At 63.6% G+C, this 22,807-nt stretch carries 19 protein-coding genes; 8 read left to right on the plus strand and 11 right to left on the minus strand.

Annotated features, from left to right (window positions below):
* From DXK93_RS30535 to DXK93_RS30555, 5 genes are all read left to right on the plus strand, one after another.
* Positions 1-2,326 (plus strand): autotransporter domain-containing protein (locus DXK93_RS30535; RefSeq protein WP_147400300.1); only part of this gene is annotated, 2,326 nt, incomplete at its 5' end.
* Positions 2,327-2,459: 133 nt separating this feature from the next.
* Positions 2,460-2,960 (plus strand): sigma-70 family RNA polymerase sigma factor, encoded by a 501-nt coding sequence (locus tag DXK93_RS30540; protein WP_119452097.1) that lies wholly within the window; start codon positions 2,460-2,462, stop codon positions 2,958-2,960.
* Positions 2,961-2,963: 3 nt separating this feature from the next.
* On the plus strand, positions 2,964-3,929 hold the full coding sequence (locus tag DXK93_RS30545; RefSeq protein ID WP_119452098.1) for a FecR domain-containing protein: 966 nt from the start codon (positions 2,964-2,966) through the stop codon (positions 3,927-3,929).
* 146 nt (positions 3,930-4,075) lie between these two features.
* The gene (locus DXK93_RS30550; RefSeq protein ID WP_225588730.1) at positions 4,076-6,406 is read left to right on the plus strand and encodes a TonB-dependent receptor; all 2,331 of its coding nucleotides are present in this window, start codon (positions 4,076-4,078) and stop codon (positions 6,404-6,406) included.
* Entirely contained in the window at positions 6,406-7,515 is a 1,110-nt protein-coding gene (locus DXK93_RS30555; protein WP_119452100.1) for a PepSY domain-containing protein, read from the plus strand. Before DXK93_RS30550 ends, DXK93_RS30555 begins: the two co-directional genes overlap by 1 nt.
* On the opposite strand, the gene arsH is transcribed toward DXK93_RS30555, so the two are convergent.
* The 6 genes from arsH to DXK93_RS30585 form a co-directional block, all read right to left on the minus strand.
* Positions 7,512-8,234: an arsenical resistance protein ArsH gene (arsH, locus tag DXK93_RS30560; RefSeq protein WP_054454412.1), complete on the minus strand. Its 723-nt coding sequence runs from the start codon at positions 8,232-8,234 to the stop codon at positions 7,512-7,514. The two genes, DXK93_RS30555 and arsH, sit on opposite strands and share 4 nt — an antisense overlap.
* Positions 8,235-8,317: 83 nt before the next feature.
* Positions 8,318-9,499, minus strand: coding sequence for an MFS transporter (locus tag DXK93_RS30565; RefSeq protein ID WP_119452101.1), 1,182 nt, complete (start codon positions 9,497-9,499; stop codon positions 8,318-8,320).
* Positions 9,500-9,502: 3 nt separating this feature from the next.
* Entirely contained in the window at positions 9,503-9,859 is a 357-nt protein-coding gene (locus DXK93_RS30570; RefSeq protein ID WP_054454415.1) for a helix-turn-helix transcriptional regulator, read from the minus strand.
* A gap of 71 nt (positions 9,860-9,930) precedes the next feature.
* Positions 9,931-10,599 (minus strand): imm11 family protein, encoded by a 669-nt coding sequence (locus DXK93_RS30575; protein WP_119452102.1) that lies wholly within the window; start codon positions 10,597-10,599, stop codon positions 9,931-9,933.
* Positions 10,600-10,611: 12 nt separating this feature from the next.
* On the minus strand, positions 10,612-11,943 hold the full coding sequence (locus tag DXK93_RS30580) for an ATP-binding protein (protein WP_119452103.1): 1,332 nt from the start codon (positions 11,941-11,943) through the stop codon (positions 10,612-10,614).
* Complete coding sequence (locus tag DXK93_RS30585) at positions 11,940-12,608, minus strand: response regulator (protein ID WP_119452104.1); 669 nt, start codon at positions 12,606-12,608, stop codon at positions 11,940-11,942. The genes DXK93_RS30580 and DXK93_RS30585 overlap by 4 nt, the downstream gene beginning before the upstream one ends.
* 208 nt (positions 12,609-12,816) lie before the next feature.
* On the opposite strand from DXK93_RS30585, the gene dsbD reads away from it, so the two are divergent.
* The 3 genes from dsbD to dsbG are packed head-to-tail and all read left to right on the plus strand — an operon-like array spanning position 12,817 to position 16,265.
* The gene (gene dsbD / locus DXK93_RS30590) at positions 12,817-14,649 is read left to right on the plus strand and encodes a protein-disulfide reductase DsbD (RefSeq protein ID WP_199728355.1); all 1,833 of its coding nucleotides are present in this window, start codon (positions 12,817-12,819) and stop codon (positions 14,647-14,649) included.
* On the plus strand, positions 14,646-15,482 hold the full coding sequence (locus DXK93_RS30595) for a TlpA disulfide reductase family protein (RefSeq protein WP_119452106.1): 837 nt from the start codon (positions 14,646-14,648) through the stop codon (positions 15,480-15,482). The genes dsbD and DXK93_RS30595 overlap by 4 nt, the downstream gene beginning before the upstream one ends.
* Before the next feature lie 9 nt (positions 15,483-15,491).
* Positions 15,492-16,265: a thiol:disulfide interchange protein DsbG gene (dsbG, locus tag DXK93_RS30600; protein ID WP_119452107.1), complete on the plus strand. Its 774-nt coding sequence runs from the start codon at positions 15,492-15,494 to the stop codon at positions 16,263-16,265.
* A 62-nt stretch (positions 16,266-16,327) separates the two neighbouring features.
* Here the strand turns inward: dsbG and DXK93_RS30605 are convergent, their stop codons facing one another.
* The 5 genes from DXK93_RS30605 to DXK93_RS31925 all read right to left on the minus strand — a co-directional run bounded on the left by DXK93_RS30605 (position 16,328) and on the right by DXK93_RS31925 (position 22,793).
* The gene (locus DXK93_RS30605) at positions 16,328-17,419 is read right to left on the minus strand and encodes a DMT family transporter (protein WP_119452108.1); all 1,092 of its coding nucleotides are present in this window, start codon (positions 17,417-17,419) and stop codon (positions 16,328-16,330) included.
* A 245-nt stretch (positions 17,420-17,664) separates the two neighbouring features.
* Positions 17,665-18,720, minus strand: coding sequence for an AraC family transcriptional regulator (locus tag DXK93_RS30610; protein WP_147400301.1), 1,056 nt, complete (start codon positions 18,718-18,720; stop codon positions 17,665-17,667).
* A 289-nt stretch (positions 18,721-19,009) separates the two neighbouring features.
* Positions 19,010-20,512: a peptide MFS transporter gene (locus tag DXK93_RS30615; RefSeq protein WP_199728356.1), complete on the minus strand. Its 1,503-nt coding sequence runs from the start codon at positions 20,510-20,512 to the stop codon at positions 19,010-19,012.
* Positions 20,513-20,598: 86 nt separating this feature from the next.
* Positions 20,599-21,888 (minus strand): OprD family outer membrane porin, encoded by a 1,290-nt coding sequence (locus DXK93_RS30620; RefSeq protein WP_158598594.1) that lies wholly within the window; start codon positions 21,886-21,888, stop codon positions 20,599-20,601.
* A 68-nt stretch (positions 21,889-21,956) separates the two neighbouring features.
* Positions 21,957-22,793 (minus strand): hypothetical protein, encoded by an 837-nt coding sequence (locus tag DXK93_RS31925; RefSeq protein WP_147400302.1) that lies wholly within the window; start codon positions 22,791-22,793, stop codon positions 21,957-21,959.
* Positions 22,794-22,807: the final 14 nt, after the last annotated feature.

Genomic DNA, 22,807 nt, shown 5'->3' on the forward strand with positions numbered 1-22,807 from the left:
AGATGTGTATAAGAGACAGGGGCTGGGCGGCGCGGGCGACGCCAGCAACCTGTCTGGCGTGTCGCTGGGCGGGCGCGGCGGCGCGGCGGGCGACGGCGGCGCCGTGACCCTGACCTTGAATGCCGGCAGCCACATCAGCACCAGCGGCGCGGGCTCCCATGGCCTGATCGCCCAGTCCATCGGCGGCGGCGGAGGCATCGCGGGCGACACCAGCAAGGGCTTGCAGCTGGACTCGGGCGGCTGGACCCCAGGCAGCGGCCAGACGGGTGGCAACGGCAACGGCGGCGCGCTTAACCTCAATGTCGCCAGCAACATCACGACCCAGGGGGCCTACGCCTTCGGCGTGATCGCCCAATCCATCGGCGGCGGGGGCGGGCTGGGCGGCAATGCCGCCGGCGGCTTCGCCGGCAGCACGGCAGGCGCCGGCAGCACGGGATCCGGCGGGAACGTCACGCTGACGCAGAGCGGCAGCATCGCCGCCACCGGCGCCGGCGCCACCGGCATCTTTGCGCAAAGCGCCGGTCCGCAAGGTTCGGGCCAGGTCGCGGTCACCGTCGACGGTTCGGTCAGCGGCGGCACCGGCGCGGGCGCATATGGCGTCTGGATCGTCGGCGACAAGCAGAACACGCTGACCGTGGGCTCGGCGGGCATGATCATCGCCGGCGCAGGCGGCAGCGCCGTACGCTACGACGGCGCCGCCCTGCAGCAGGCCAAGACCGTGAGCTTCCTGGCCAGCGCCCCCGGCGCCAGCCTGTCCGTCAACAATGCGGGGACCGTACTGGGCAACATCGAATGCGGCGGCGGCGCGGGCGGCATCGCCTGCAACGTCTGGAACGCCGCCAGCGGCACCCTGAGCGACGCCACGCTTTATCAGGCCAACATCGACAACGCGGGGCTGGTCGCCATAGGCAGGTCCGGCGCCTTCGACACGCTCACGGTTACGGGGAATTTCAACCTGCAGGCCGGCGGCCTGCTGCAGGCGGACGTGGACTTCGCCAACCTCAAATCGCCGAGCATGGTGGTGCAGGGCGATACCCGCCTGAACGGCCAGGTCAATGTCCAGCCCATCACCTTGCTGCCCGATCACGAAGTCACCGTGGCGACGCTGCAAGGCGATGTGCAAGGCAGCCCCGTTGCCAAGGACAGCCCGGTGATCGACTACGACGCCAGGCTGGACGGCAAGAACGTGCGCGTGCGCGCAGCGCAGGCCGACTTCGCCGCGCCGTCCATGCAATTGGCCGCCAATCAGCGCTCGGTTGCGAATCATCTGCAGGGCGCCTGGAACCTGGGTGGCAACGCCGCCATGGCGTCCTTGTTCGCGGCGCTGGACATGGCCTCCCGCGAAAGCGCCGACACCTATTCGAACCGGCTGTCCGACCTGTCGGCCGGCGTCACCGTGGCGCCTGCCGCGCAGATGCAGGCCAGCATGGCGCGCTTTACCGGCGCCATGATGTCGTGCCCGGCATTCCAGGGCGGCGACGCGCTGACCGGCGAGCAGGATTGCCTGTGGGGCCAGGTGTCCGGCATCAATACCAACCAGGACGGCGACGGCGGGGTCTCCGGATTTTCGTTCGATGGCGTCACCTACCAGTTCGGCGGCCAGCGCCAGGTCAGTCCGGGCTGGTTCCTGGGCGGGTCCGTTGCCTACCAAAATAGCCATCTGAGCGGCGACGACGGACGGGTCAGCGGCAAGGGCGACAGCGGTTATGCCGGCGTGGTGGTCAAGCGCGAAACCGGACCCTGGACCCTGTCCGCGGCCCTGGGCGGCGGCTACGGCCAGTACGACATCAACCGCAGCATCCGCATCCCCGGCATGCAAAGCACGGCCGACGCGGACCTGGACGTCTACGGCGCGGCCTTGCGCCTGCGCATCGCGCGCACCTACGCCGGGGAACACGTTTACCTGAAACCCTATGTGGACGTGGACGCGTCCTACACCCACATGCCCGGCTACAGCGAATCCCGCGACGCCCTGCATCTGGACGTGGAAAGCAGCAATGAATTCGTCATGGCCCTGTCGCCGACGCTGGAACTGGGCGGCAAGGTGGCGCTGAAGAACGGCGCAACCATGCGCCCCTACATGTATGGCGGCGTGTCGTTCCTGTCCAAGGACGAGTACACGGTCAAGTCGCGCTTGCAGGGCGCGCCGGCAGGCTCGGGCGCCTTCGAGACCTCGGTGCCCATGGACGACGTCATCGGCCGCATCGGCGCGGGCCTGCAGGTATCCAACGCGGGCGGCCTGGACTTCCGGTTGCAGTACGACGGGGATTTTTCGTCCCACATACAAAGCCATCGCGGCACGTTGAAGGTGATGGTGCCGTTCTGAACGCCCCGCAGGGCTCCGCGCGATTCGATACTGCGAACGGTTCTTGGTATCATTTAGCCCCGCTGGCCGCCGGGCTGAATCCGGCCAGGCCGCCATTCCGTGTCATCGCGCTGCCTATCGGGGGCGTTCGAGCATGTCCAAGCCCCTACAGCCGCTCCAGCTACTCTGCGAAAACCACTACGACTGGCTCTGCCAATGGTGGCGGCATCGCCTCGGCCATGGCGATGAGGCCGCGGACTTCGCGCACGACACCTTTCTGCGCGTGCTGCGCCATCCCGAGGAAGTCCGCACGCTGCGCCAGCCCAGGGCGTATCTGACCACCATCGCGCGGGGGCTGCTCAACGATCACTGGCGCCGCCGCTCGCTGGAACGCGCCTGGCTCGAGGCCATGGCCGCGCTGCCGCCCGAATTGGAAGCCTCGCCCGAGATGCTGCTGGGCGTGCAGCAAGCGCTGCAACAGTTGGACCGCATGCTCGGCAATCTGGCGCCGCAGGCGCGCGAGGTGTTCGTCCTGTCGCAACTGGAAGGGCTCACCTACGTCGAAATCGCCGCCCGCACCGGCTTGAGCGACCGCACGGTGAAGCGCTACATGGCCCAGGGCTTCGAAATCTGCCTGACCATGCTGGATTCCTGACCCATGGCCGCCGCCGAATCCAAACCGCTAGACGCCTCCGTCATACGGGAAGCCGCCCGCTGGCTCGTGCGCCTGCATTCCGGCGAGGCCGGACCGGCGGATCACGCCGCCTTCGAACGCTGGCGTCACGGTCATCCTGAACGCGAGCTTGCCTGGCAACGCGCCCAGCGCCTGATGCAGCAGTTCGACACGGTGCCGGCCTCGGTAGGCGTGCCGCTCTTGACGCGGCCGTCGCAGGTCAGCCGGCGCGCCGTGCTGCGTACGCTGGCGGTCCTGGGGGTTGCCGCGCCCGCCGCCTTGCTGACCTACCGCCTGTATGCGGAGCCGGCAGGCGCCTATCGCACGGCGGTGGGCGAAAACCAGGACCTGCGGCTGGCCGACGGCAGCCAGGTCCATCTGAATACCGATACGGCCATGGAGGTGGGCTACTCCGACGAAATGCGCCTGCTGCACCTGCGCGGCGGCGAAATCTATGTGCGCACGGCCGCCGACCCGGCGGGCAGGGCGCGGCCCTTCATCGTGGAGACTCCCCAGGGCCGCTTGCGCGCCTTGGGCACCCGTTTTGTCGTCCGGCAACTGGACGATGGCGACGCCCAGACCGAGCTGACCGTGCTGGAACATCGCGTCGCCGTCACCCTCGGGAATGGCAGTCCGGAGCGGATCTTCAATGCCGGCGAGTCGGTGCGCTTCACCGCCAATGCCTTTCTGCCGAACGCCCAGGCCAGGTCAGACGCGCCAGGATGGACGCGCGGCGTCCTCGAAGCCGACAACATGCGCCTGGACGCGTTGCTGGCCGAGGTCTCGCGCTACCGGCGCGGCGTATTGCGCTGCGACCCGGCGGTGGGCGGCCTGCGGGTATCTGGCGTATTCCGCCTGCAAGACACCGACGCGCTACTTGCCGTCGTGGCCAAGACCCTGGATCTGCGCGTCGTCACGCGTACCGCCTACTGGGTCACCCTGACGCGCTGAAAGCCGCCTGGTTTCACTCGCTTACAACTTTGCCGCTACGCCCTTGTCCCTTTTCCCCGCGCTCATCCGGCATACCGCGCATTGATGACCTGTAGGGATGTGACCAAGTGGCAGTCGTAGACAAAACCCAACCCCGCGTCCTGCGCTTGGCCGGATTGACACTGAGCCTGGCCGCTGCCTTCGCCGCCGCGCCGCCCGCCGCGGCCCAAAGCTCGGCCCCGGCCGCGACGCACGACTACCGCATCCCAGCAGGTCCCCTGGACCAGGCGCTTTCCGCCTTCGCCAAGGCGGGCGGCATCACCGTTTCCTTCCGGCCCGAAGACACGCGCGGACTGAGGACGCAGGGCCTGGACGGCAGCTACGGCGTGGAATCGGGGCTGGCCAGGCTGCTGGCCGGCACCGGCCTCGCCGCGGAGGAGCAGGGCGGCCAGGGATACGTGGTGCGCGCGCCAGCCCCTGCGGCCAAGGCCGTGCCTGCCGGCAACGCCAACACGCTGGAATCGATCCAGGTCAGCGGCGACTGGCTGGGCACCGGCCTGGAAAACAGCGTGCAGACCTTTGGCGGCGCCCGCACGCTGGTCAAGCGCGACGAGATCCAGAACAGCGGCGCCACCAGCGTGGCCGACGTGCTGCGGCGCGTGCCCGGCGTGCAGATCAGCGGCAGCACCAGCGCCAGCGGCAGCTCGGTCGGCCTGCACGTCGGCATCCGCGGCCTGAACCCGCGCAATTCATTTCGCACCACCATGCTGCTGGACGGCATCCCCATGGCCATGGCCCCTTATGGCCAGCCGAACCTGGTGATGTCGCCGACCAGCCTGGGCAACATCGAAGCCATCGACGTGGTGCGGGGCGGCGGGGCGGTGCGCTATGGCCCGCAGAACGTGGGCGGCGTAATCAACTTCAAGACCCGCTCGATTCCGACTGGCAGCGGACTCACCGCCGAGGCCTCCGCCCGCTACAACATCTTCAGCCAGGGCGGCACCAATACCCAATACACCGGCTTCCTGGGCACGCAGTTCGAAAACGGGCTGGGCGTGGCGCTGATGTACTCCGGCATGGACGGCGAACAATGGCGCGATGCCAGCCATGACCGCTACAACGACGTGGCGCTGAAATGGCGCTTCGAGCTGACCCCGACGTCGGAAATCTACGGCAAGTTCGCCCATTACGACGTCAAATCGATGACGCCGGGCGGCCTGACGGTGGCGCAGTACCGCGACGATCCATTCCAGAACACCCATCCCACCGATTACTGGAAAGGGCAGCGCGATCAGGTCGACATCGGATACCTCAATTCGATCTCGGACACCCAGGAATTCGAGGCCCGGGTCTATCACTACGACAGCTCGCGCCAGAGTTCGCTCATCAATACCGCGACGGGCCGCAACGATTATCAGCCGCGCAACAACCAGGTACTGGGCATAGAGCCGCGTTACACGCAGCGCCTGGAATGGGGGCCGACCACGCACGACGTGACCATCGGCTACCGCTACATCCACGAAACCGGCCAGGACCGGCGCTATTCGGAATCCCTGGCCACGGGCCAACGCATCGGCGCGGCACAGGTCTTCGACAACAAGACCGAAGCGCACTCCATCTATCTGGACGACCGCATCGCCTACGGCAAATGGCGCGTCACGCCCGGCGTGCGGTATGAACACATCCGCACCAACCGCCAGCCCAGCGGCACCGCCAACGACACGCCGTTCGACCTGCGCAACAGCCGCGGCCTGCCTTCGCTGAACATCGCCTATCTGGTCGACGATGCGTTAACGCTCTATACCAACTACAACACCTCGTTCGGCGCGGTGCAGTACACGCAGCTGAACTCGATGTCGGCCTCCAATCCGCTCAGCCCGGAAGTCGCCAAGACCCTGGAAGCCGGCCTGCGCTACTCGGGCGAACAGACCCACACCGAGTTCACGGTCTTCAACCTGAAGTTCGACAACCAGATCCTGTCGATACCCGGCACCAATCCGGCCGTGTTCCGCAACCTGGGCGCCACCACCCACAACGGCGTCGAATTCGCCATCGACTACGACTTCGACAAGTCCGGCCCGCTCGCCGGCCTGAATCTCTACGCCAACTACACCTACGTGCGCGCCATCCAGAAATCCGGCGAATTCGAAGGCCGGGACGTGCCGTTCTATTCGCGCCAGACCGGCACGCTGGGCGGACGCTACATGCGCAACAACTGGACTTTCAACCTCTACACGACGGCACAGAGCGGCCAGTACTCGGACACCGCCAACACCGAAGAGGAGAACGCCGCCGCGACCAACGGCCGCGTGCCGGGTTTCAGCGTCTGGAACACCCAGCTCAGCTACAAGCTGCCGCAATGGAAGGGCAGCGAACTGGCCGTGGGCGTGAACAACCTGTTCGACCGCCGCTACTACACCCGCAACGTCGACACCAACGGCGGCCGCATGGTCGGCGCGCCGCGCATGGTCTACCTGCAGGCGCGCCTGGCCTACTGATGCCCAGGCGCATCTGGCTGCTCTGCCATCGCTGGGTGGCGCTGGGCCTGGGCGGGATCCTGATCCTGTCCGGACTGACCGGCGCCTTCCTCGTGGCCGCGCGGCCGCTGGACAAGCTGCTGCATCCAGAGTTCTTCCGGGCCGGCAACGCAGGCGGCGGCCAGCCCGCATCGTTCGAATCCATGCGCCGCAACCTGGCCGCCGAGTTCGGCCCGCAAGCCTCCTACACCTTCCGCCCGCCGCGCGAATCCGGCGAAACCATGCAGGTCAGGGTGAGGGCACCCGACGCCTGGGACGGCACGGTCTATCTCGATCCGGCCAGCGGCCGGGAGCAGGGCAGAAGGGGAGAAGACGAGGGCCTGGTCGCCATCGTCTACAAGCTGCACAGCGCCCTGATGCTGGATCGCACCGGCAAGGCCGTGCTGGCCTGGACCGCGCTGGCCTATCTGGTCCTGACGGTGTCAGGCCTGATCGCATGGTGGCCGCGCAAATGGCCGCCGTCCTTGCGCATGGTGTTCAACAAGGGCGCGCTGCGCGCCTTGTTCGATGTGCACCGCAACGGCGGCGCCATCCTCGCGCTGCTGCTGGCGGTGTGCATGGCCAGCGGCGCCTATCTGGCATGGCGTCCGATAGGCGGCTGGATCACGCTGGCCAGCGGCCAGCCCCCGGTCGTGGCGCCCAAGCTGCCGGCGCGGCCAGCGGGCGCCATCCCGCCGCGCTCCCTGGACGAATTGGCCGCAACCGCACAAGCGGCATTTCCGGACGGCGCGATTGGCTACCTGCTGTACACGCCGCGCATCGACCGCCCCTTGGCCATACGCATGCGTGTGCCCGACGATCCGCATCCAAACGGCAGATCCACCGTCTGGCTCGACCCGCGCGACGGCCACGTATTGGCGGCACAGCGCTGGAACGAACTCGATCCCGGCGCGCGGATCAACTCCGTGCTCTATCCGCTGCATACGGGAGAACTGGGCGGAATTGCGGGAGTAGCCATGGTCGCGCTGCTGGGCCTGGGCTTGGGCGCGTTGGGCATCAGCGGGATCTGGCTGTGGTGGCGCAGGCGCGGATTAAAAGCCCAGGCCCGCGCCCGACTTGAATCCCCCTAGATGGACGCCTGCTTCATCCGGCGCGACAGATCGGCGGCCGCCTCCTTGCGCTCGCTATAGCGGTCCACCAAATAGGGCGAGGCATCCCGCGTAAGGAGGGTGAACTTCATCAGTTCCTCGACGACGTCGACCACGCGATCGTAGTAGGGCGATGGCTTCATGCGTCCCGCCTCGTCGAATTCCTGGTAGGCCTTGGCCACCGACGATTGATTGGGAATGGTCAACATGCGCATCCAGCGCCCCAGCACCCGCATCTGGTTCACGGCGTTGAAGGACTGCGATCCGCCCGACACCTGCATCACCGCCAGCGTCTTGCCCTGGGTCGGGCGCACCGCGCCCACCGACAGCGGAATCCAGTCGATCTGCGTCTTCATCAATCCCGTCATTGCGCCGTGACGCTCGGGCGAACTCCAGACCATGCCTTCGGCCCATTGGACCAACTCATGCAGCTCGCGCACCTTGGGATGGTCATCGCTGGCGTCATCGACCAGCGGCAGTCCCGAAGGATTGAACAGCCGGGTCTCGCCCCCTAGCGCCTGCAACAGGCGCGCGGCTTCCTCGGCCACCAGGCGGCTATAGGAGCGTTCGCGCAACGAACCGTACAGCAGCAGGAACCGCGGCGCGTGCGCGGCCCGCACGGCAGGAAACAGCCCGGCCTCGCCGGGTCGATGGAACAACGACGAATCAATGTTGGGCAAATCGGCCAGGGTGTCAGACACGGACCACCTCCGCGCCGATGCGGGTCTCAACGGTTTTCTGGATCAACTTCATGCAACACCTCTATACATACGACACTCAGATTTCAATCGGCCGACGCCCGCGCACGCAGCAGCAATAGCGCGGCAAAGGCGCCAAGCCCTATGCCCCCGGACAGCCACAGCGCGTTGACCCCCCAGCGGTCCAGCGCCACCCCGAAAAGAAATGGCGCTAGCGCCTGCGCCACCCGCGCCGGCATCATCAGCCAACCCTGGCGCGCGCCATAGCCCTGGGGGCCGAACAGCACCAGCGGCAAGGTCCCCTTGGCAATGGTCAGGATGCCGTTGCCCGCCCCATGCAGGACGGCGAACACCGGCGCCATTACCGGACCGCCTCCCAGCAGCAGGGCAACCCCGGCCGGATGCGCCAGCGCAGCCAGGCGCGCGGACAACAAGGGATGAACCCGCCGCAAGAAACCGAATTCCAGCAGGCGGCCCGCAACCTGCGCCGGACCGATGAGCGCACCCACGGCCACGGCGGCTGCGAGCGTGGCGCCCGTGGCTTCCAGCATGCGCGGCAAATGCGTGGCCATCGCGGTGCTGATGAACCAGGTCGCCGCAAACACGAAGGCGAGGAGGGCAGTGGCATACCTCTGCTGCCGCGGCTGGGGGGCAGAGGAGGGGACATCCTGCACATTGTCCGCAGGCTCTTGCGTTCGTCCCGCGCCCGGCGCTTTCGGAAACCATGCGTTCAACGGCAGGCCGACCAGCAGGTGCAATCCTGCCCACCCCAGGCACGCGCCGCGCCAACCGAATTGGGTTTCCATCCAGGCCGAAAGCGGCCATCCCACCGTGCTCGCAAAACCGGCAATCAGCGTGATCCCCGTGATGGCGCCGCGGGCGTGATGGCCATACAGCCGCACCAGGCTGGAGAAGGCTGCCTCGTAGAGTCCGGCCCCCATCGCCACGCCGATAACCAGCCAGGCGGCGACCATCGTCCAGAGGCCCTGGGCGGCGCCCAGCAAGCCCAGCCCCAGCGCAAACAGCAGGCTCGTGCCGGCCAATACGACGCGCCCGCCATGGCGGTCGATCGCTAGTCCCGCCCAGGGACCGACCACGGCCGAAGCCACCATCGCAGCGGAAAACGCCGCATACACCGCCGGCGCCGACACCCCCAGGTCGCGGGCCATCGGATCCGCCAGCATCGCCGGCAGGTAATAGGAAGACGCCCAGGCGAGCGTCTGAGCCGTGCCCAGGGAGCCAACGACGCGTACGGGAGCGTCGAGCATGTATCAATGCCGCTGGAGGAGGCGGGATGGCGGGCTGCATGCCGCGCTGGCGCCGGTCTCGGCTCCCTCACCAGCCGCGCCCGCGCAGCAATGCTCGGTAAGGTATCCGAGCAAACCATTCATCTGGGAGAAATCCGCGCGGTAGATCAGATTCCGGCCTTGCTGCTCGACGCTGACCAGGGCTGCGTGCGCAAGCTCCTTCAAGTGGAAAGACAACGCGTTGCGGGCAACGCCAAGCCCTTCGGCCATGACACTGGGTGTAAGGCCGTCGGGCCCCGCGACGACAAGCGCACGAAAAACGCGCAGGCGTTGGGCATGGGCCAGGGCATTCAGGGCAGTAACGGCTTGATCTTCATTCATTGATCAATGATACAACAATTATTGAACTATTTATGCATGCAGGCCCGCCGCGGGCCTAAGTAAACGTGCCTCTAGATATCGGCTACATCGCGCAGCCGTACGCCGGAGAAGTTGGCCGCACTCAATGCATCAAACATCGCGCGGTCGCAGATGGGAGGCGCTCCCATGCGATCCTGGCGGAAGATATGGGCATCTCCCACCATATCCTGTTTGAACACCAGGCTGGCTCCGCCGACGAGGCTGTAAAGTTTCTCGTCCTCGCCGGTCTGATAGTTATGCTCGAACTTGATCCTCACGTGGGAAGAGGCTTCATCCAGGGCGTCGAGTCTGCGCAGCACATTGCCTAGGTAGTACTGAGGGGCGGGGCTGCCGTCAGCCAGGCTGAAGTCGCACGCCACAAATGCAAACGCCTCGGCGTCCAACTGCTCAAACAGTTGCTTCAATGGCTCCGACACAATCCATATGCCAGCAAGCACCTCCAGATCGCGTGGCATTCCGCCTTTCTCCGGCACATGAACCAGGCGGGGACGCTCCGGATACTGATCTGGCATTCCATTAGGACGCGAGACGACATTCATCCCCGGATCGATCAGCTTCTCTTCGTTGGCGATTTCGATGCCGGGAATCCTGCCGTTTCCCAAGAAGCTTGCGTCGATCAGGAAAAACTCGCCCTTATGAGATGCGGCTTCGGCTGAAACTTCAATGGCGGTCGGTTCGGTCACGGTGGCTCCAAAGTTCATAACACGCTCCAATTACGGACAGCACGGAAACACAAGTTCCGCGACCAAACCGCCACCTTCCCGGGGCTTGAGATGCAATGCTCCCCCGAACCGCTTGGCAATGGCATGCACGATCGAGATGCCAAGACCCGCGCCGTCGTTGCGGCTTCGGCCTTGGTCCCCGCGCCAGAAGCGTTGGCCAATCTTGGCTGCTTGATCCGCACTGAGCCCCGGCCCCCGGTCCGCCACGACGATGCGGCATTGTCGGGTTGGAGAATCGAAGCGGGCAACGACTTCGACAGGCATGTCATAGGGGGAGTAGCGAATCGCATTGTCCACCAGGTTGCGGATGGCAGCCTCCAGCATCTCGCGCGGAATGGAGCAGCAAGCATCAGCGCCGTCGACGGATACCGCCAGGCGCAGCCGCGCTTCGACAGTTGTCGCATCGATGACGCTGGCGATGACCTCCTGGATGGGCGTACACCCGTTCTCCGAATTGGGCGATGCTTCGGCACGCGCCAGAATCATCATCTGGTCGAGCGTACCCCGCAGGCGCTTCACGCCTTCCTCGGCACTGCAGAGTGACGATTCGGCTTCTTCCCCTTCGGTCAACCTGGCCACTTGCAGGTGGGTGTCGATCACGGTCAGCGGGGTCCGCAACTCGTGCGCCGCCGCGTCGGTAAACGCTCGCTGACCGGAGAGTGCCAGGGATAAGCGTCCCAACAATCCGTTCATGGCATCCAGCACCGGACGAAGCTCGGTGGGCGGCTTTGCGACAGCGATAGGGGTGGTATCGTCCGTTTGCTTGGCCCGCAACTGCATGCGCAGGGCTTGCAGCGGCGCAAGGCCTTGCCCGATACCGATCCACAGGGCAGCCAGCCCGCCAAGAAGCGCGATCAGGAAGGGCACGCCAGCCGCAAACAGCAGTTCATTGATCAGCGTGTTCCTTTGCTCGACGCGATCCGCTGTCGTTATTTGATAACTGTCATCGCGAAGCACATAAATCCGCCACTCGTGTCCGGCGACCATGCGCGTGCTGTAACCGGCGGGCAGGCTGTCGAAATCCGAGGCCGGACTGCCGCTGGTGCGCGCCAGGACCTCGCCGCGCAGCGCGCGAATCTCGCAAGCGATTCCTTCGCTGCCGTTGACGCGGATGGCTTGCGTGAAATCCGTAGTCTTGGCGTTGGGATCTATGACAGACCCGGCAAGCAAGCCCGAGACCATGCGAGCCGACATGGCCAGGCGACCATCAAGCGTGCGGGCAAGGTCGGCGCGCACGCCCAGCATCATCCAGGCCGCCGCCGCCGCCCATAAGACCATGAGAGAAAGTCCTGCAATCAGGACTGCACGAAGACGCAAACTCATGCGTCGAGCCTCCAACCCAGCCGGAATCCCAATCCACGCGACGTTTCAATCACGTCAGCGCCAAGCTTGCGGCGCAGGTTGTGGATATGAACGTTGAGCGCGTTGCTGCTCACTTCCTCGCCCAGCCCGTACAGGCGTTCATTGAGTAGATCAGGAGGGATCCACCTCGCATTGGCCGCGGCCAGATGCGCCAGCAGATCCACCTCGCGACGCGATAGCGAAATGGCTTGGCCTCCCAACCAAGCCAGGCCGCTTTCGGGTTCCAGGCGCAAAGGTCCCGCCGTAATGGTCTGGGCCGCGCGCCCCTGTGTGCGCCTGACCAGCGCATGCAATCGCGCTGCCAGTTCGCGCAAGTCAAACGGTTTGGTCATGTAGTCGTCGGCGCCCTGGTGCAAGCCCGCGAGCCTGTGGTCCATGGCATCCCGGGCGGACAGTATCAGCACGGGCAAACACGGTTCAATGCTACGCACGGCAGAGAGCAATTCCATTCCGTCACGGTCCGGAAGTCCCAGGTCGAGCACCAAGGCATTGAAGGAGTTTTCCGTTTGGGCGGTTTCAGCGTCAGCGGCCGTGCAAACGTGATGCACCGTGATGCCATGCGCGCGCAAGCCGGCCACGATTCCTTTGCCGATCAGTTCATCGTCTTCTACCAGCAATACCCGCATTTGAATCCCGATTCGTTGCAACCCAGGGCCCATATGTTAGGCCAGAACTTTTCAGCCAAGAATGGCCGGCGCCTTGATTTCCGTTCGTTCCGCGCCTGCTTTCCCTTCTTTAGTTTCGGTTAATCGATCTCCTCCATCATGGCTGGATAAGCTCCCCTGCGCCTCAACATGAGGGCGGTTGGGGAAGGCCGACTATTGCCCCGGAGGAATGAGGTTGTTTGTATATCGACGAGTACTGGCCGTTGTGTTTCTGTTTTTTTTCGCCATCGGCAGTGCATGGGGGAGCGCAGGCCTGTTTTCCTGGCAGGAGGAGGCTGAGTTTCTGGATCCTGTCGATGTATTCAAACTGGCGCAGGTGCAGCAGCAGGGGACGGAACTGGCGGCGCAAGGACACATTGCCGAGAACTACTATGTCTATCGCCACTCATTGAAGCTGGTATCGGGGCAGGGTGAGGAAGTCCACCTGGATCTTCCCCTTGGTACGCCCAAGAATGACGAGTTCTTTGGCGATACGGAAATCTATCTTGGAGATGCGCTGCGACTGCGCTTTCCCGCCTCCGTCACAGGTCCGTTGACACTGCATTGGCAAGGCTGTGCGGAAGGGGGCATCTGCTACCCCCCGCAGACCATGGCATTGAACTTGCCCGCGATGGCGGCGGGGGCAAGTAGCGCTGCCGAGCCTCCTGCCACCACCAGTCAGCCGGAGGCGGGTGCCGGCGGCGCAGCCGACGTCGCCGAGGACCAGGCTGCTGCCCAACGCCTGGCGACGCTGGGGCCGATCGCAGGCACATTGCTGTTCTTCGGCTTCGGCCTGCTCCTGGCTTTCACGCCTTGCACCTTGCCGATGATCCCCATCATCTCCAGCATGGTCGTGGGCGCTCAGGCCAGTCCGCGGCGCGCTTTCGTCACGTCCCTGTCCTATGTGCTGGCAATGGCCGCCACCTATGCCGCCGTGGGCGTGGCAGCCGGCTTGGCAGGCGCGAATCTCCAGGCGACCCTGCAATCCCCCTGGCTGCTGGGAGCGTTCGCAGCCTTGTTCCTGATTCTCGCCAGTTCCTTGTTCGGAATGTTCGAACTGCGCCTGCCGTCTGCCTTGTTGAACCGGGTCGGATCCGCCAACCAGGGGCGCGCGGGCGGAAACGTGGTCGGCGCTGCGGCGCTGGGCTTCTTGTCGGCATTGCTGGTCGGGCCATGCATGACCGCGCCCTTGGCGGGAGCGCTGCTCTACATCAGCCAGACCGGCAGCGCGCTGTATGGCGGCTTGGCATTGTTTGCCCTGGGCCTGGGCATGGGCCTGCCGCTGCTGGTGATCGCCATATTCGGCGCCCGCGTACTGCCCAAGCCGGGAGCGTGGATGGATCGCGTGCGCATCGCGTTCGGCTACGTGATGGTCGGGATGGCGGTGATGATGCTCGATCGCTTCCTGCCAGCCACACTGAGCCTGGTGCTCTGGGGGGCCTGGATACTGTCCATCGCCATCGGCCTGTTGGCCTGGGCGCACGCGGTCGCGCAAAAGCTGCGCCTGATGTGGGCCTTGCGCACACTGGGAGCCATCGCAGGCCTGTGGTCCATTCTCATGCTGGTGGGCGCCGCGTCGGGCGGTGATTCACTGTCACAGCCGCTGGCGCACCTGCGCGCCGCCTCGTCGGCTGCCGTGCCAGCCATCGCCAACAAGCCAGCCTACGTCGAGGCCAAGTCGGTCGAGGACGTGGACAGGCGCCTGGCGGACGCGGCCGCGCGCGGCCAATGGACCTTGATCGACTTCTACGCCGACTGGTGCATCAGTTGCCACGTGATCGAGCGCAATGTATTCGGCGACTCCGCTGTGGCGCAGCGGCTGGCGCGCATGCAAGTGCTGCGGCCGGACGTGACACGCAACGACGCAACGGATCAGGCCCTGCTCAAGCGTTGGGGCGTCATGGGGCCGCCCACGCTCATCCTGGTGGGACCCGACGGCACGGAGCGCCGAGACCTCCGCGTGGTGGGGGAGGTCAGCGCCGCTGATTTCCTGGGGCGACTGAACAAGGCGGGAACGCCATGATAGGCATCGGTCCCTTCTCCATTCAAAGCATGGGCGTCTTCGCGGCTGTACTGTTTTCCTGGCTGGTGACGCGCGCGCTGGCCAAACGCCTGCCGGACGCTTCTCATCGGCTTGCCGGCGCCGTGCTGCTCGACGGCGTGTTTTGGGGCATTGTCGCGGCGCGCCTGGGTTACATCGCCTTCTGGTGGGAAGACTATTTCGCAGTTCCCATGGCGCTGATCGCAATCGGCGATGGCGGATACTACTGGTGGGTTGGGGTGCCGGCCACGCTGGCCTTCGTCTGGTGGCGGACCCGTACCATGCCGGCGCCGCGCCGTCCCATATACGCGGGCATATTGGCCGGGGTCGTGGCCTGGTTCGCAGGCGGCGCGCTGCTGCCGCTGCTGCTCGAGCCGCCGCGTCTGCCGGACTTGCAGTTGCAAACGCTGGATGGGAAGCCCATCGCGCTGAGGTCATACGAGGGCAAACCGCTAGTCGTCAACCTCTGGGCGAGCTGGTGCCCGCCTTGCCGCCGTGAGATGCCCGCCCTGGAACAGGCGCAGTCCGAGTTCCCGGGCGTCAGCATCGTCCTGGTCAATCAGGGGGAGGGCGCGCAACAGGCGCATGACTTCATCCAGAGCGAAGGCCTGGCATTGCGCAACGTCTTGCTCGACCCTGCGTCCGCGTCCATGCGGGCGGTGAATTCACGCGGCCTGCCCACGACCTTGTTCTATGACGCGCAGGGACGCTTGGTGGACACGCATCTGGGCGAGATCACCATGGCAGCCCTCAAGGACAAGATGTCGCGGCGTTTCGATATACCCCGAGACGGCATCCAAGATTTACCCAAGTAAGGAATGACCATGTTTGCATTGCGTATGCGTATTTCATCCATCGCAGCCATCCCGCTCGTGCTGGCAGCCGGCTACAGCCAGGCCCAGACCGGAGCCCGACCGCCGGCCATCCAGGCACTGGAAGCGCAAGGCCTCACCATCGTGGGAGAGTTCGATGTGGAAGGCGGCCTGCGCGCTTTCGCCGGCACGGCAGAAGACCGCCCCATCGCCGTCTACCTCACCAGCGATGGCAACGCCATCGTGGGCACGCGCCTGGACGCCAATGGCAAGCCCATCGACCAAATGAAGCTGCGGGACCTGGTTGAAAAGCCGATGGGCGAAAAGACGTGGAGTCAATTGGAATCCGCGACCTGGGTACAGGACGGCAAACCCGACGCGCCCCGTATTATCTACACCTTCTCCGATGCAAACTGTCCCTACTGCCACCAGTTCTGGGAAGCAGCGCGCCCCTGGGTGGACGCCGGAAAGGTGCAGCTTCGCCATCTGCTCGTGGGCGTGATCCGGGCAGACAGTCCGGCAAAGGCCGCGGCTATCCTTGGCGCTCCCGACCCAACGGCCGCACTGATCGAAAACGAACACAAGTTTGATCAGGGCGGCATCAAGCCTGCCGACAGCGTCCCCGACGCTGTACTCCAGACCCTCGAAGACAACCACATGCTGATGCTGTCGAGCGGGTTCCGAGGCACGCCCGGCATCGTGGTGCGGGAGAGCGACGGCTCGGTCAAGAAATTCAGAGGCATGCCCCAGGGTGCGCAATTGGCCGAGGTGTTGGGGCCGCGTTGAATCCAAGACGGGATCCGCCTTGGACGCCAAGGCACGCAGGCGAGGAGGGCGGTGGCGAAAACCTATGCCTTCCGCGCTCGGATTCCATGCCCTGGCCCATGACGATGCCGGTGATGAATATCCGGATAGTGGGGATGCGTGTGCGTCAGCGCTTCATGGCGGTGCGGATGCGTATGCGGCTCCGCGCCATCCCAGGCAAAGGGATGCGCGTGCTGGTGGTGCTCGTCGTGCACGTGACGGTGGCTATGTTCCATGGCTTCGTGGGTATGGTCGTGCGCATGCCGTTCGCGCAGGTGCAACCACACGCCCAGCGCCATCAGGGCGGCCGCCGGCCAGAATAGAAGGCCCGGATTCTCGGGCCACAAGATGAAGGAAATGATCACCCCGACTAGCGGCGCCACTGAAAAATAGGCCCCAGTCCTGGCGGTTCCCAGCGTTCTTAGCGCCAGGACGAATAGCGTCAGGCTCAGGCCGTACCCCAGAAATCCCACGACAAGACTGGCCCCCACCATGGTGACGGGCGGAAGTTCGGCGCCACCAAGCAGCGCCAGGATCGTACTGACCGCTCCGGCAGACAAGCCTTTCAGACCGGCGATCAGCATGGCGTCATTGGTGGCGACCCGACGCGTCAGGTTGTTGTCTATGGCCCAGCAGAGACAGGCCCCAACTATGAGCAGCGCCCCGGGTGACGGCGCCGTGCCGCCCGGCTCCCAAGACAGCAGTACGCCGCCGAGCACGATCGCGACCATGCCGAGCACGATCTGGCGGTCGGCGTTTTCCTTGAACACGCACCACGCGATGATGGCCGTGAGCACCCCTTCGATATTCAGCAAGAGCGAGGCCGAGGCGCCGCTCGTCTGGGTCAGCCCGAGCATCAGCAGCGCCGGGCCGAGCACGCCGCCTGTCGCAATCGCACCCGCCAGCCAGGGCAGGTCTGCGCGCGGAATGCGCAAGCCAGGCGCATCCCCCGGGCTGTGGCCACGGCCGATGTGACGTAGCGCCAGCAGGATGCCGAGACCCAGCCCGCTGCCCAGATAGAGAAGTCCAGCCAGCAGCAACGGTGCGACGCCTTCGACCAAGGTTTTGGCGAATGGCGTGCTCGCGCCGAACAGGAGCGCCGCGGCCAGCGCGGGGGATGCTGAGCGGATCGACATGTGGACGTGTAGACGGCGGGAATGGCTTGGAGGACAAGCGTACGCCCATTTACTTGCGATTCGTCCAGTTAAGCAAACATCTGCATAAATCAGACTTAGCTTTTACTTAAAAAAACCTATACAACGCATTGATAAATAAAAGTAAAAATCCATCGCCTAAGCACACCCCCTTCGCTATTTACTTAACATGGATTTTCAATAAAAGTCATTGTTTCCTGCGAAATTTAAGTGAATATGCAACTAATCTACGCTTGGCAGTCCTTCCAGAAACGTTCGTTGGCTCTCGACAAAAGCGACGCTCGAAACGCGCGGGGCGAGCATCCCATGCGCTGCCTGAATGCCAGGCAAAAGTAGGCTGGATCGCTAAAGCCGCATTGCCGGGCCACCTCCGCGATGGGCCAGGTACGACTGGCAGGACTGTGGAGCAAGAGGACGGCGTGTTCGAAGCGATAGCCGCGCAACGTGCTCAGGAAACTCTGCCGCCCCGGAGCATCCGCGAAAAGTTGATGCACATAGCGCACGGAAATACCGAACTCGGTCGCGACCGTTTGCGCGGTGAGATTGGGACGCGGGTAGTTCTCCTTCAGCCACGCGCAAATTCGTCCGCGGAGCTCCCGGCGTATCCCGCCTGAAATTGACGCACAGGCCTCGCGTGTAGGCGAGGCCTGTCCGCGGGCCTCGGTCAAAGCCAACACCAGCGTATGACCAATATGGTCGAGCAGCAGACGCGTTTCGTACTCATTGACTGCAAGCCGGGATACGAACTCGGCGTTCAGCGCGGCCATATTCGCGCTTAAGATCCTGCTCCAGCCTGCAGCAGTGCTTGACAGCCGGTACGCGACGGAGTCTTCGAGCAGACCGCGAGTGAAAGTGTCTGGCACAACAGATTTCGGGATCACGATAGACGTCGCTCTGACGGTTCCGAGATCACGGCAATAGGCTCTGTTGCGGTCGATGAGGAGGACGTCATTGGCCTTGAAGTAGGCCTCGCTGCGGCCTTGGCATATACGGCCGGGGACTTTGTGGCACACGAGCAACCAGCCGGTGGATCGTTCGTCAGCCCCAGGGGCACTAGACCCTATCACGCCTCGGGCGCCGCATGCGTCAGCCGAGCTGAAAGACACCGAGGTTTCGCCAAGCTGATGCAGTTGGATGCAGCCCTGGAATGTGTCAGGATTTTCCGCCGACATGGACACCCCGATGATGTGCCTGGAGATGAAATCACTCCAGTAGGAAAACCGGTCTTGCGTGGGAACAGAGGATGTATCGTACTCGAGTGCAGGTTGTTCTAGCGCAGTCAAGGATCACCTAAAAAATGCCATGAATTGCGCTGATTCTACTTCCCCGCAATGCACGGAAAAACATGAAATATATGCAACGCGATGGCGAAATTCATGCACACCCGGGTACTTGACTACAGCAATCCGCATGATGCGCGGAACGCAAATTTGTTCCCAGAGGCCTTGCTGCCCAAAGCTCAGCCGCCGGGAAAATCTGGATCCTTGAAAAGGCATTTTCCAAGGAAGGATCCCAAGTTCTCGGTATATGAAAACGAATGAATCAACCCCGTTCCGCTCTTGCTGCACGTGGTCAGGTGCAAGCGTCTATTTGCGCCGGTCTTTGCCCTTCCATCCCATGTCGGGCGCACAGGCGTCTTAGGAATGGCAACAAAACCACTGCGATCAGCGCGCACCCCGCGGCAAGGACGCCAAGTACATTGAACAGGTGCGTGTAGATCGGAAGTGTCTGCGTCGCCTCAGTCCAGGATTCTGGAACATGCGCGATGTTCGCGACCATGCTGCCCAGGTACTGCGACACCCCCGTCGCGATGAAGTACGAGCCCATCATGAACCCCGTCATACGAGCGGGTACATAGCGGGCAATCATGGCCAGGCCCAATGCGCTGACGAAGATCTCGCCCAATGTATAGAAAAAGTATCCTGCAACCATCAGCCATGACGACACCTTTCCGGCGATGGCGAGATGTTCGCCGGCCGCAAAAATGAAGAAGCCCACTGCGACGGAAACAAAACCCAGCACGAACTTCACAGCCACCGGCGGGTCCATTTGGCGCCGTGCAAGCCATGCATACAGCAACGCCATGGGTGGGCTGGCGAGCATGATGATAATGGGGTTCAAAGCCTGGAATTGGGCCGCGGAAAAATCAAAAAGATGCTTACCGAAGAGATTGAAGGCGGGGTCGACGTTATGCAAGGCGAACAGCGTCAGTGAAGTTGCCATCTGCTGGTAGAAGATGAAAAAGAGAATGCTCTGCAGCGTAAGAATGAGCGCTACGGTAAGTCCGCCGCGTTCCGCGCCTGCCGTCTTGCGGATCATGGCGCCGAAGATGATCAGCACCAAGGCGCCCGCCGTGTAGACGAAGTCTGCGGCCAGATCACCGTGCTCTAGTAGGAATACGACTGCCGCGATGACCGCCGCCCCTCCGGCCAACACTGCCAGCAACGCGCCAAGCCTGACCGGCTTCGCATCGGCGGGCGAACCCTGGGCCGCGAGGGATCGGCGCATGAACGCGTAGTTGAGCAGGCCGAACAACAGGCCGCCCAGACAGACGGCGAAGGCTTCGCGCCAGCCCCAATGCGCTTGTATCCAGGGCGTGGCCAACATCGAGAGCGTCGAGCCTACGTTTACTGCCATGTAGTACAGCGTGAAGGCGCTGTCCAGCCCTTCGGGTTTGTCGGCGAAAATCTGGCGAACCAGATTGCCGGCATTGGCCTTGAACAAGCCGTTGCCCACGACGATGACCCCCAGCGACGTAAATAACGCGCTTTCGTCGAGCCCTCCCACGGCAAGAAGAAAGTAGCCAACGGTCAGAATCAGCGCGCCCAGGACCATGCTACGCCGAGTGCCAAGTATCCGGTCTCCGATCCAGCCGCCCACTGCTGGCATGGCGTACACCAGCGCCGCGAAGACGCCCCAGGTGAGATTCGCTTGCGTATCCGAGAATCCCAGTTGGCCCACCATGAATAACACCATCAGCGCGGCCATGCCGTAGTAGCCGAATCGTTCCCACATTTCTACGAGCAATAGTGTTGAGAATGCGCGCGTTCGCGGCGATACCAAGACATTCAACATCCAATAACTCCTTAATTTGCGCGCGCAGCAAACGCGCCGAGGTAAACCGCGACACGCGGAGGAACCTTGTCCAGCGAGAATGTGATTTAGAAAACGGTCAGCGGAACGTTCATGACCAGGCGCGCGACGTTGCTTGACGGGTCCGAATAGTGCGCGGATCCCATGTGGTGCATCAGCGAAAGCGTGACGGCGGACCCACGCAACTCTGGGGTCTGGATGAGATAGGCGGGAATCATGCCGATCTCGGAGTGCGAACCATGCACGGGTTCTCCGCCCGACCAGTAAAGGTCGTATCGCGGAGTGCCAGGCGATAGGCGATTGGCCATATTGCCGGCATCGGCGCCCCAGCCTTTCACGCCCCAAACTGTGATGCTCAGGCCCGGCACGCCATATCCCTGCAAGTCCACGGCATAGCGCAACTGGATGGAACGTTCATGCGGCGCGTTGTAGTCGACATCCATGGAGTTGGCTAGCCTGTCATCGGCGGACTCTCCCATGTAGTCGAAAAACTGGTCGCCGAGTATTTGCTGGAAAGCTAGCGTCACCGCGTGAGCCTCATGTCGGGCGGTTAGCGCGAAGCTGTACGCGTCATTCCGGATTTCGCCTCCGCGCGACTTACCCGTATCCGAGGTGTGGTAGTAATCGCCACGCAGCGTCCATTTCATTGTCGCCGCGTCGCCGATGCTACGTTGGGCACTGACGTAGTACTGGTTCCATACGTCGCGAGCCTGGGCGCCGCTCAACACGATTTGCGCATCTTTCGTCAGGCGATATGCACCACCCAGGTATGAAAAGCGGGAGACCGGCGCACGACTGTATTCGGTGGTCAGTGGCTTCAGGTCCGACTGCCCGCGGGGGACAACCTTGTCGAAGCTGCCAGCGATCAGCTTCAAGTCTGATACGTCTTGACTGGTGAAAGCGCCGCCCCTGAAAGTGGGCGGAAGCGCTCGATTGTCGTGTGGCACCAGGTAGGCGTCTGCTTCCGGCAGCAGGAGGCCGTATTTCAGCAAGCTGCCGCCAGCGCGTGCCTGGATATCCCAAAGCCCCGGATAACTCCAGCCCCGTTGTTTCCAACTGTCCGGCGAGCCGGCGTGGGCCATGTTGCCCGCGTAGCTATTCGTCCCCAAGGTCAGGGCGGAAAACAACGATGCGCTGGCGGAGAAGCTGAGCGGGTCCGGCGTCCAACCCGAAGCGATCCACGCCTGCGCACCCAGCACTGAGGCGTTGCGGTCGGGCCGATCTTGCGTGGTCAGGTGATCGTTGTAGCTACGCAATTTGAGCCCAGCGTGGCTGCCCGAGAAGAAGCCTTGCTGTTCCGGCGGAATAGGGGCGGAAAGCGCGAGCGCTGGGCTGGGCAGCAGGGTTGCCAGCGCCAAGGGCGCCAGAATGCTCGTGCAGCGACTTGTCAGTCTGTTTAGTAAGGACGCTTTTTTTTTCATTGTTCTCAGTGAAGCAGCATATTGGGCTTGGCTGTATGCAGCCCGCGCTTGGGAACTACGAAGGCGAGCAGCGAGTTGCGGAATCTGCCGTGATCGGGCTGCATGGGCGTCACGCCATGCAAAACAGGCTCGCCGCCTAGCACGCTGGCATGCGCGCCGGCAATGACAATGGGGTAGTCGATTCGTTCGGGGAATCGACACAGCTCAAGACGCAGTCCAGCCACCCGCAGGGCGATGTTTGGCTCATCGTCCGCGGGGCATAGAAACAGGTGCTGGCTGAGGCCGGCGGCATCCATCCTGCTGTCCAGCATGATGGAAAAAACACTGCGATCGAAGTGTGGTGGAACCAGATACGTCGCGTGCTGATGTACCGCTGCGCTATTGCGATACCGCCAGACCTTCACGATGATGTCGTACTCGCCCTCCATGCCTGTGCCAGCATCGAGAATTGGCGCTAGCGCTTGATGGCAACGCCGCGCTATGAAGCCCATTCTGGAGTAGAAGCGTCTGATGCGAGCATCGGTGGATGGGCATGAAAGTACAGGCAAATCGTGCTGCAAGGCCGCGATCATTTGAAAGCCGTGCATCAGGGCGCCAGGACCGGCGCTAGTCATCGAGGATGGTTTGATGTTTTGGTCATACAGCGGATTCGCATGCCGTGCCAGCAGCGCGACGCACTCGGCCTCAAGCCGTTCGCGATCCCGAGGCCGCTCCTCCAGTGCTTGTAGGAATAAGTCGAAAGCGGTGTAAATGCTCGGAGCTTCAGCCGCTGCTATTGGCCGGGTTGCGGCGCCGATACGCAAACACAACGTACGAAAATCGTTGCTTGCAATTTTCTTCATGCAGAATGCCCGCC

The organism is Achromobacter sp. K91 (assembly GCF_003576205.1).
Classification (GTDB): Bacteria; Pseudomonadota; Gammaproteobacteria; order Burkholderiales; family Burkholderiaceae_B; genus Achromobacter; species Achromobacter aegrifaciens.

Coding starts and splice junctions, on each gene's coding strand:
- DXK93_RS30540 (WP_119452097.1), top strand. CDS start 2,460: ATGTCCAAGCCCCTACAGCCGCTCCAGCTACTCTGCGAAAACCACTAC.
- DXK93_RS30545 (WP_119452098.1), top strand. CDS start 2,964: ATGGCCGCCGCCGAATCCAAACCGCTAGACGCCTCCGTCATACGGGAA.
- DXK93_RS30555 (WP_119452100.1), top strand. CDS start 6,406: ATGCCCAGGCGCATCTGGCTGCTCTGCCATCGCTGGGTGGCGCTGGGC.
- DXK93_RS30565 (WP_119452101.1), bottom strand. CDS start 9,499: ATGCTCGACGCTCCCGTACGCGTCGTTGGCTCCCTGGGCACGGCTCAG.
- DXK93_RS30570 (WP_054454415.1), bottom strand. CDS start 9,859: ATGAATGAAGATCAAGCCGTTACTGCCCTGAATGCCCTGGCCCATGCC.
- DXK93_RS30575 (WP_119452102.1), bottom strand. CDS start 10,599: ATGAACTTTGGAGCCACCGTGACCGAACCGACCGCCATTGAAGTTTCA.
- DXK93_RS30580 (WP_119452103.1), bottom strand. CDS start 11,943: ATGAGTTTGCGTCTTCGTGCAGTCCTGATTGCAGGACTTTCTCTCATG.
- DXK93_RS30585 (WP_119452104.1), bottom strand. CDS start 12,608: ATGCGGGTATTGCTGGTAGAAGACGATGAACTGATCGGCAAAGGAATC.
- dsbD (WP_199728355.1), top strand. CDS start 12,817: ATGAGGTTGTTTGTATATCGACGAGTACTGGCCGTTGTGTTTCTGTTT.
- DXK93_RS30595 (WP_119452106.1), top strand. CDS start 14,646: ATGATAGGCATCGGTCCCTTCTCCATTCAAAGCATGGGCGTCTTCGCG.
- dsbG (WP_119452107.1), top strand. CDS start 15,492: ATGTTTGCATTGCGTATGCGTATTTCATCCATCGCAGCCATCCCGCTC.
- DXK93_RS30605 (WP_119452108.1), bottom strand. CDS start 17,419: ATGTCGATCCGCTCAGCATCCCCCGCGCTGGCCGCGGCGCTCCTGTTC.
- DXK93_RS30615 (WP_199728356.1), bottom strand. CDS start 20,512: ATGTTGAATGTCTTGGTATCGCCGCGAACGCGCGCATTCTCAACACTA.
- DXK93_RS31925 (WP_147400302.1), bottom strand. CDS start 22,793: ATGAAGAAAATTGCAAGCAACGATTTTCGTACGTTGTGTTTGCGTATC.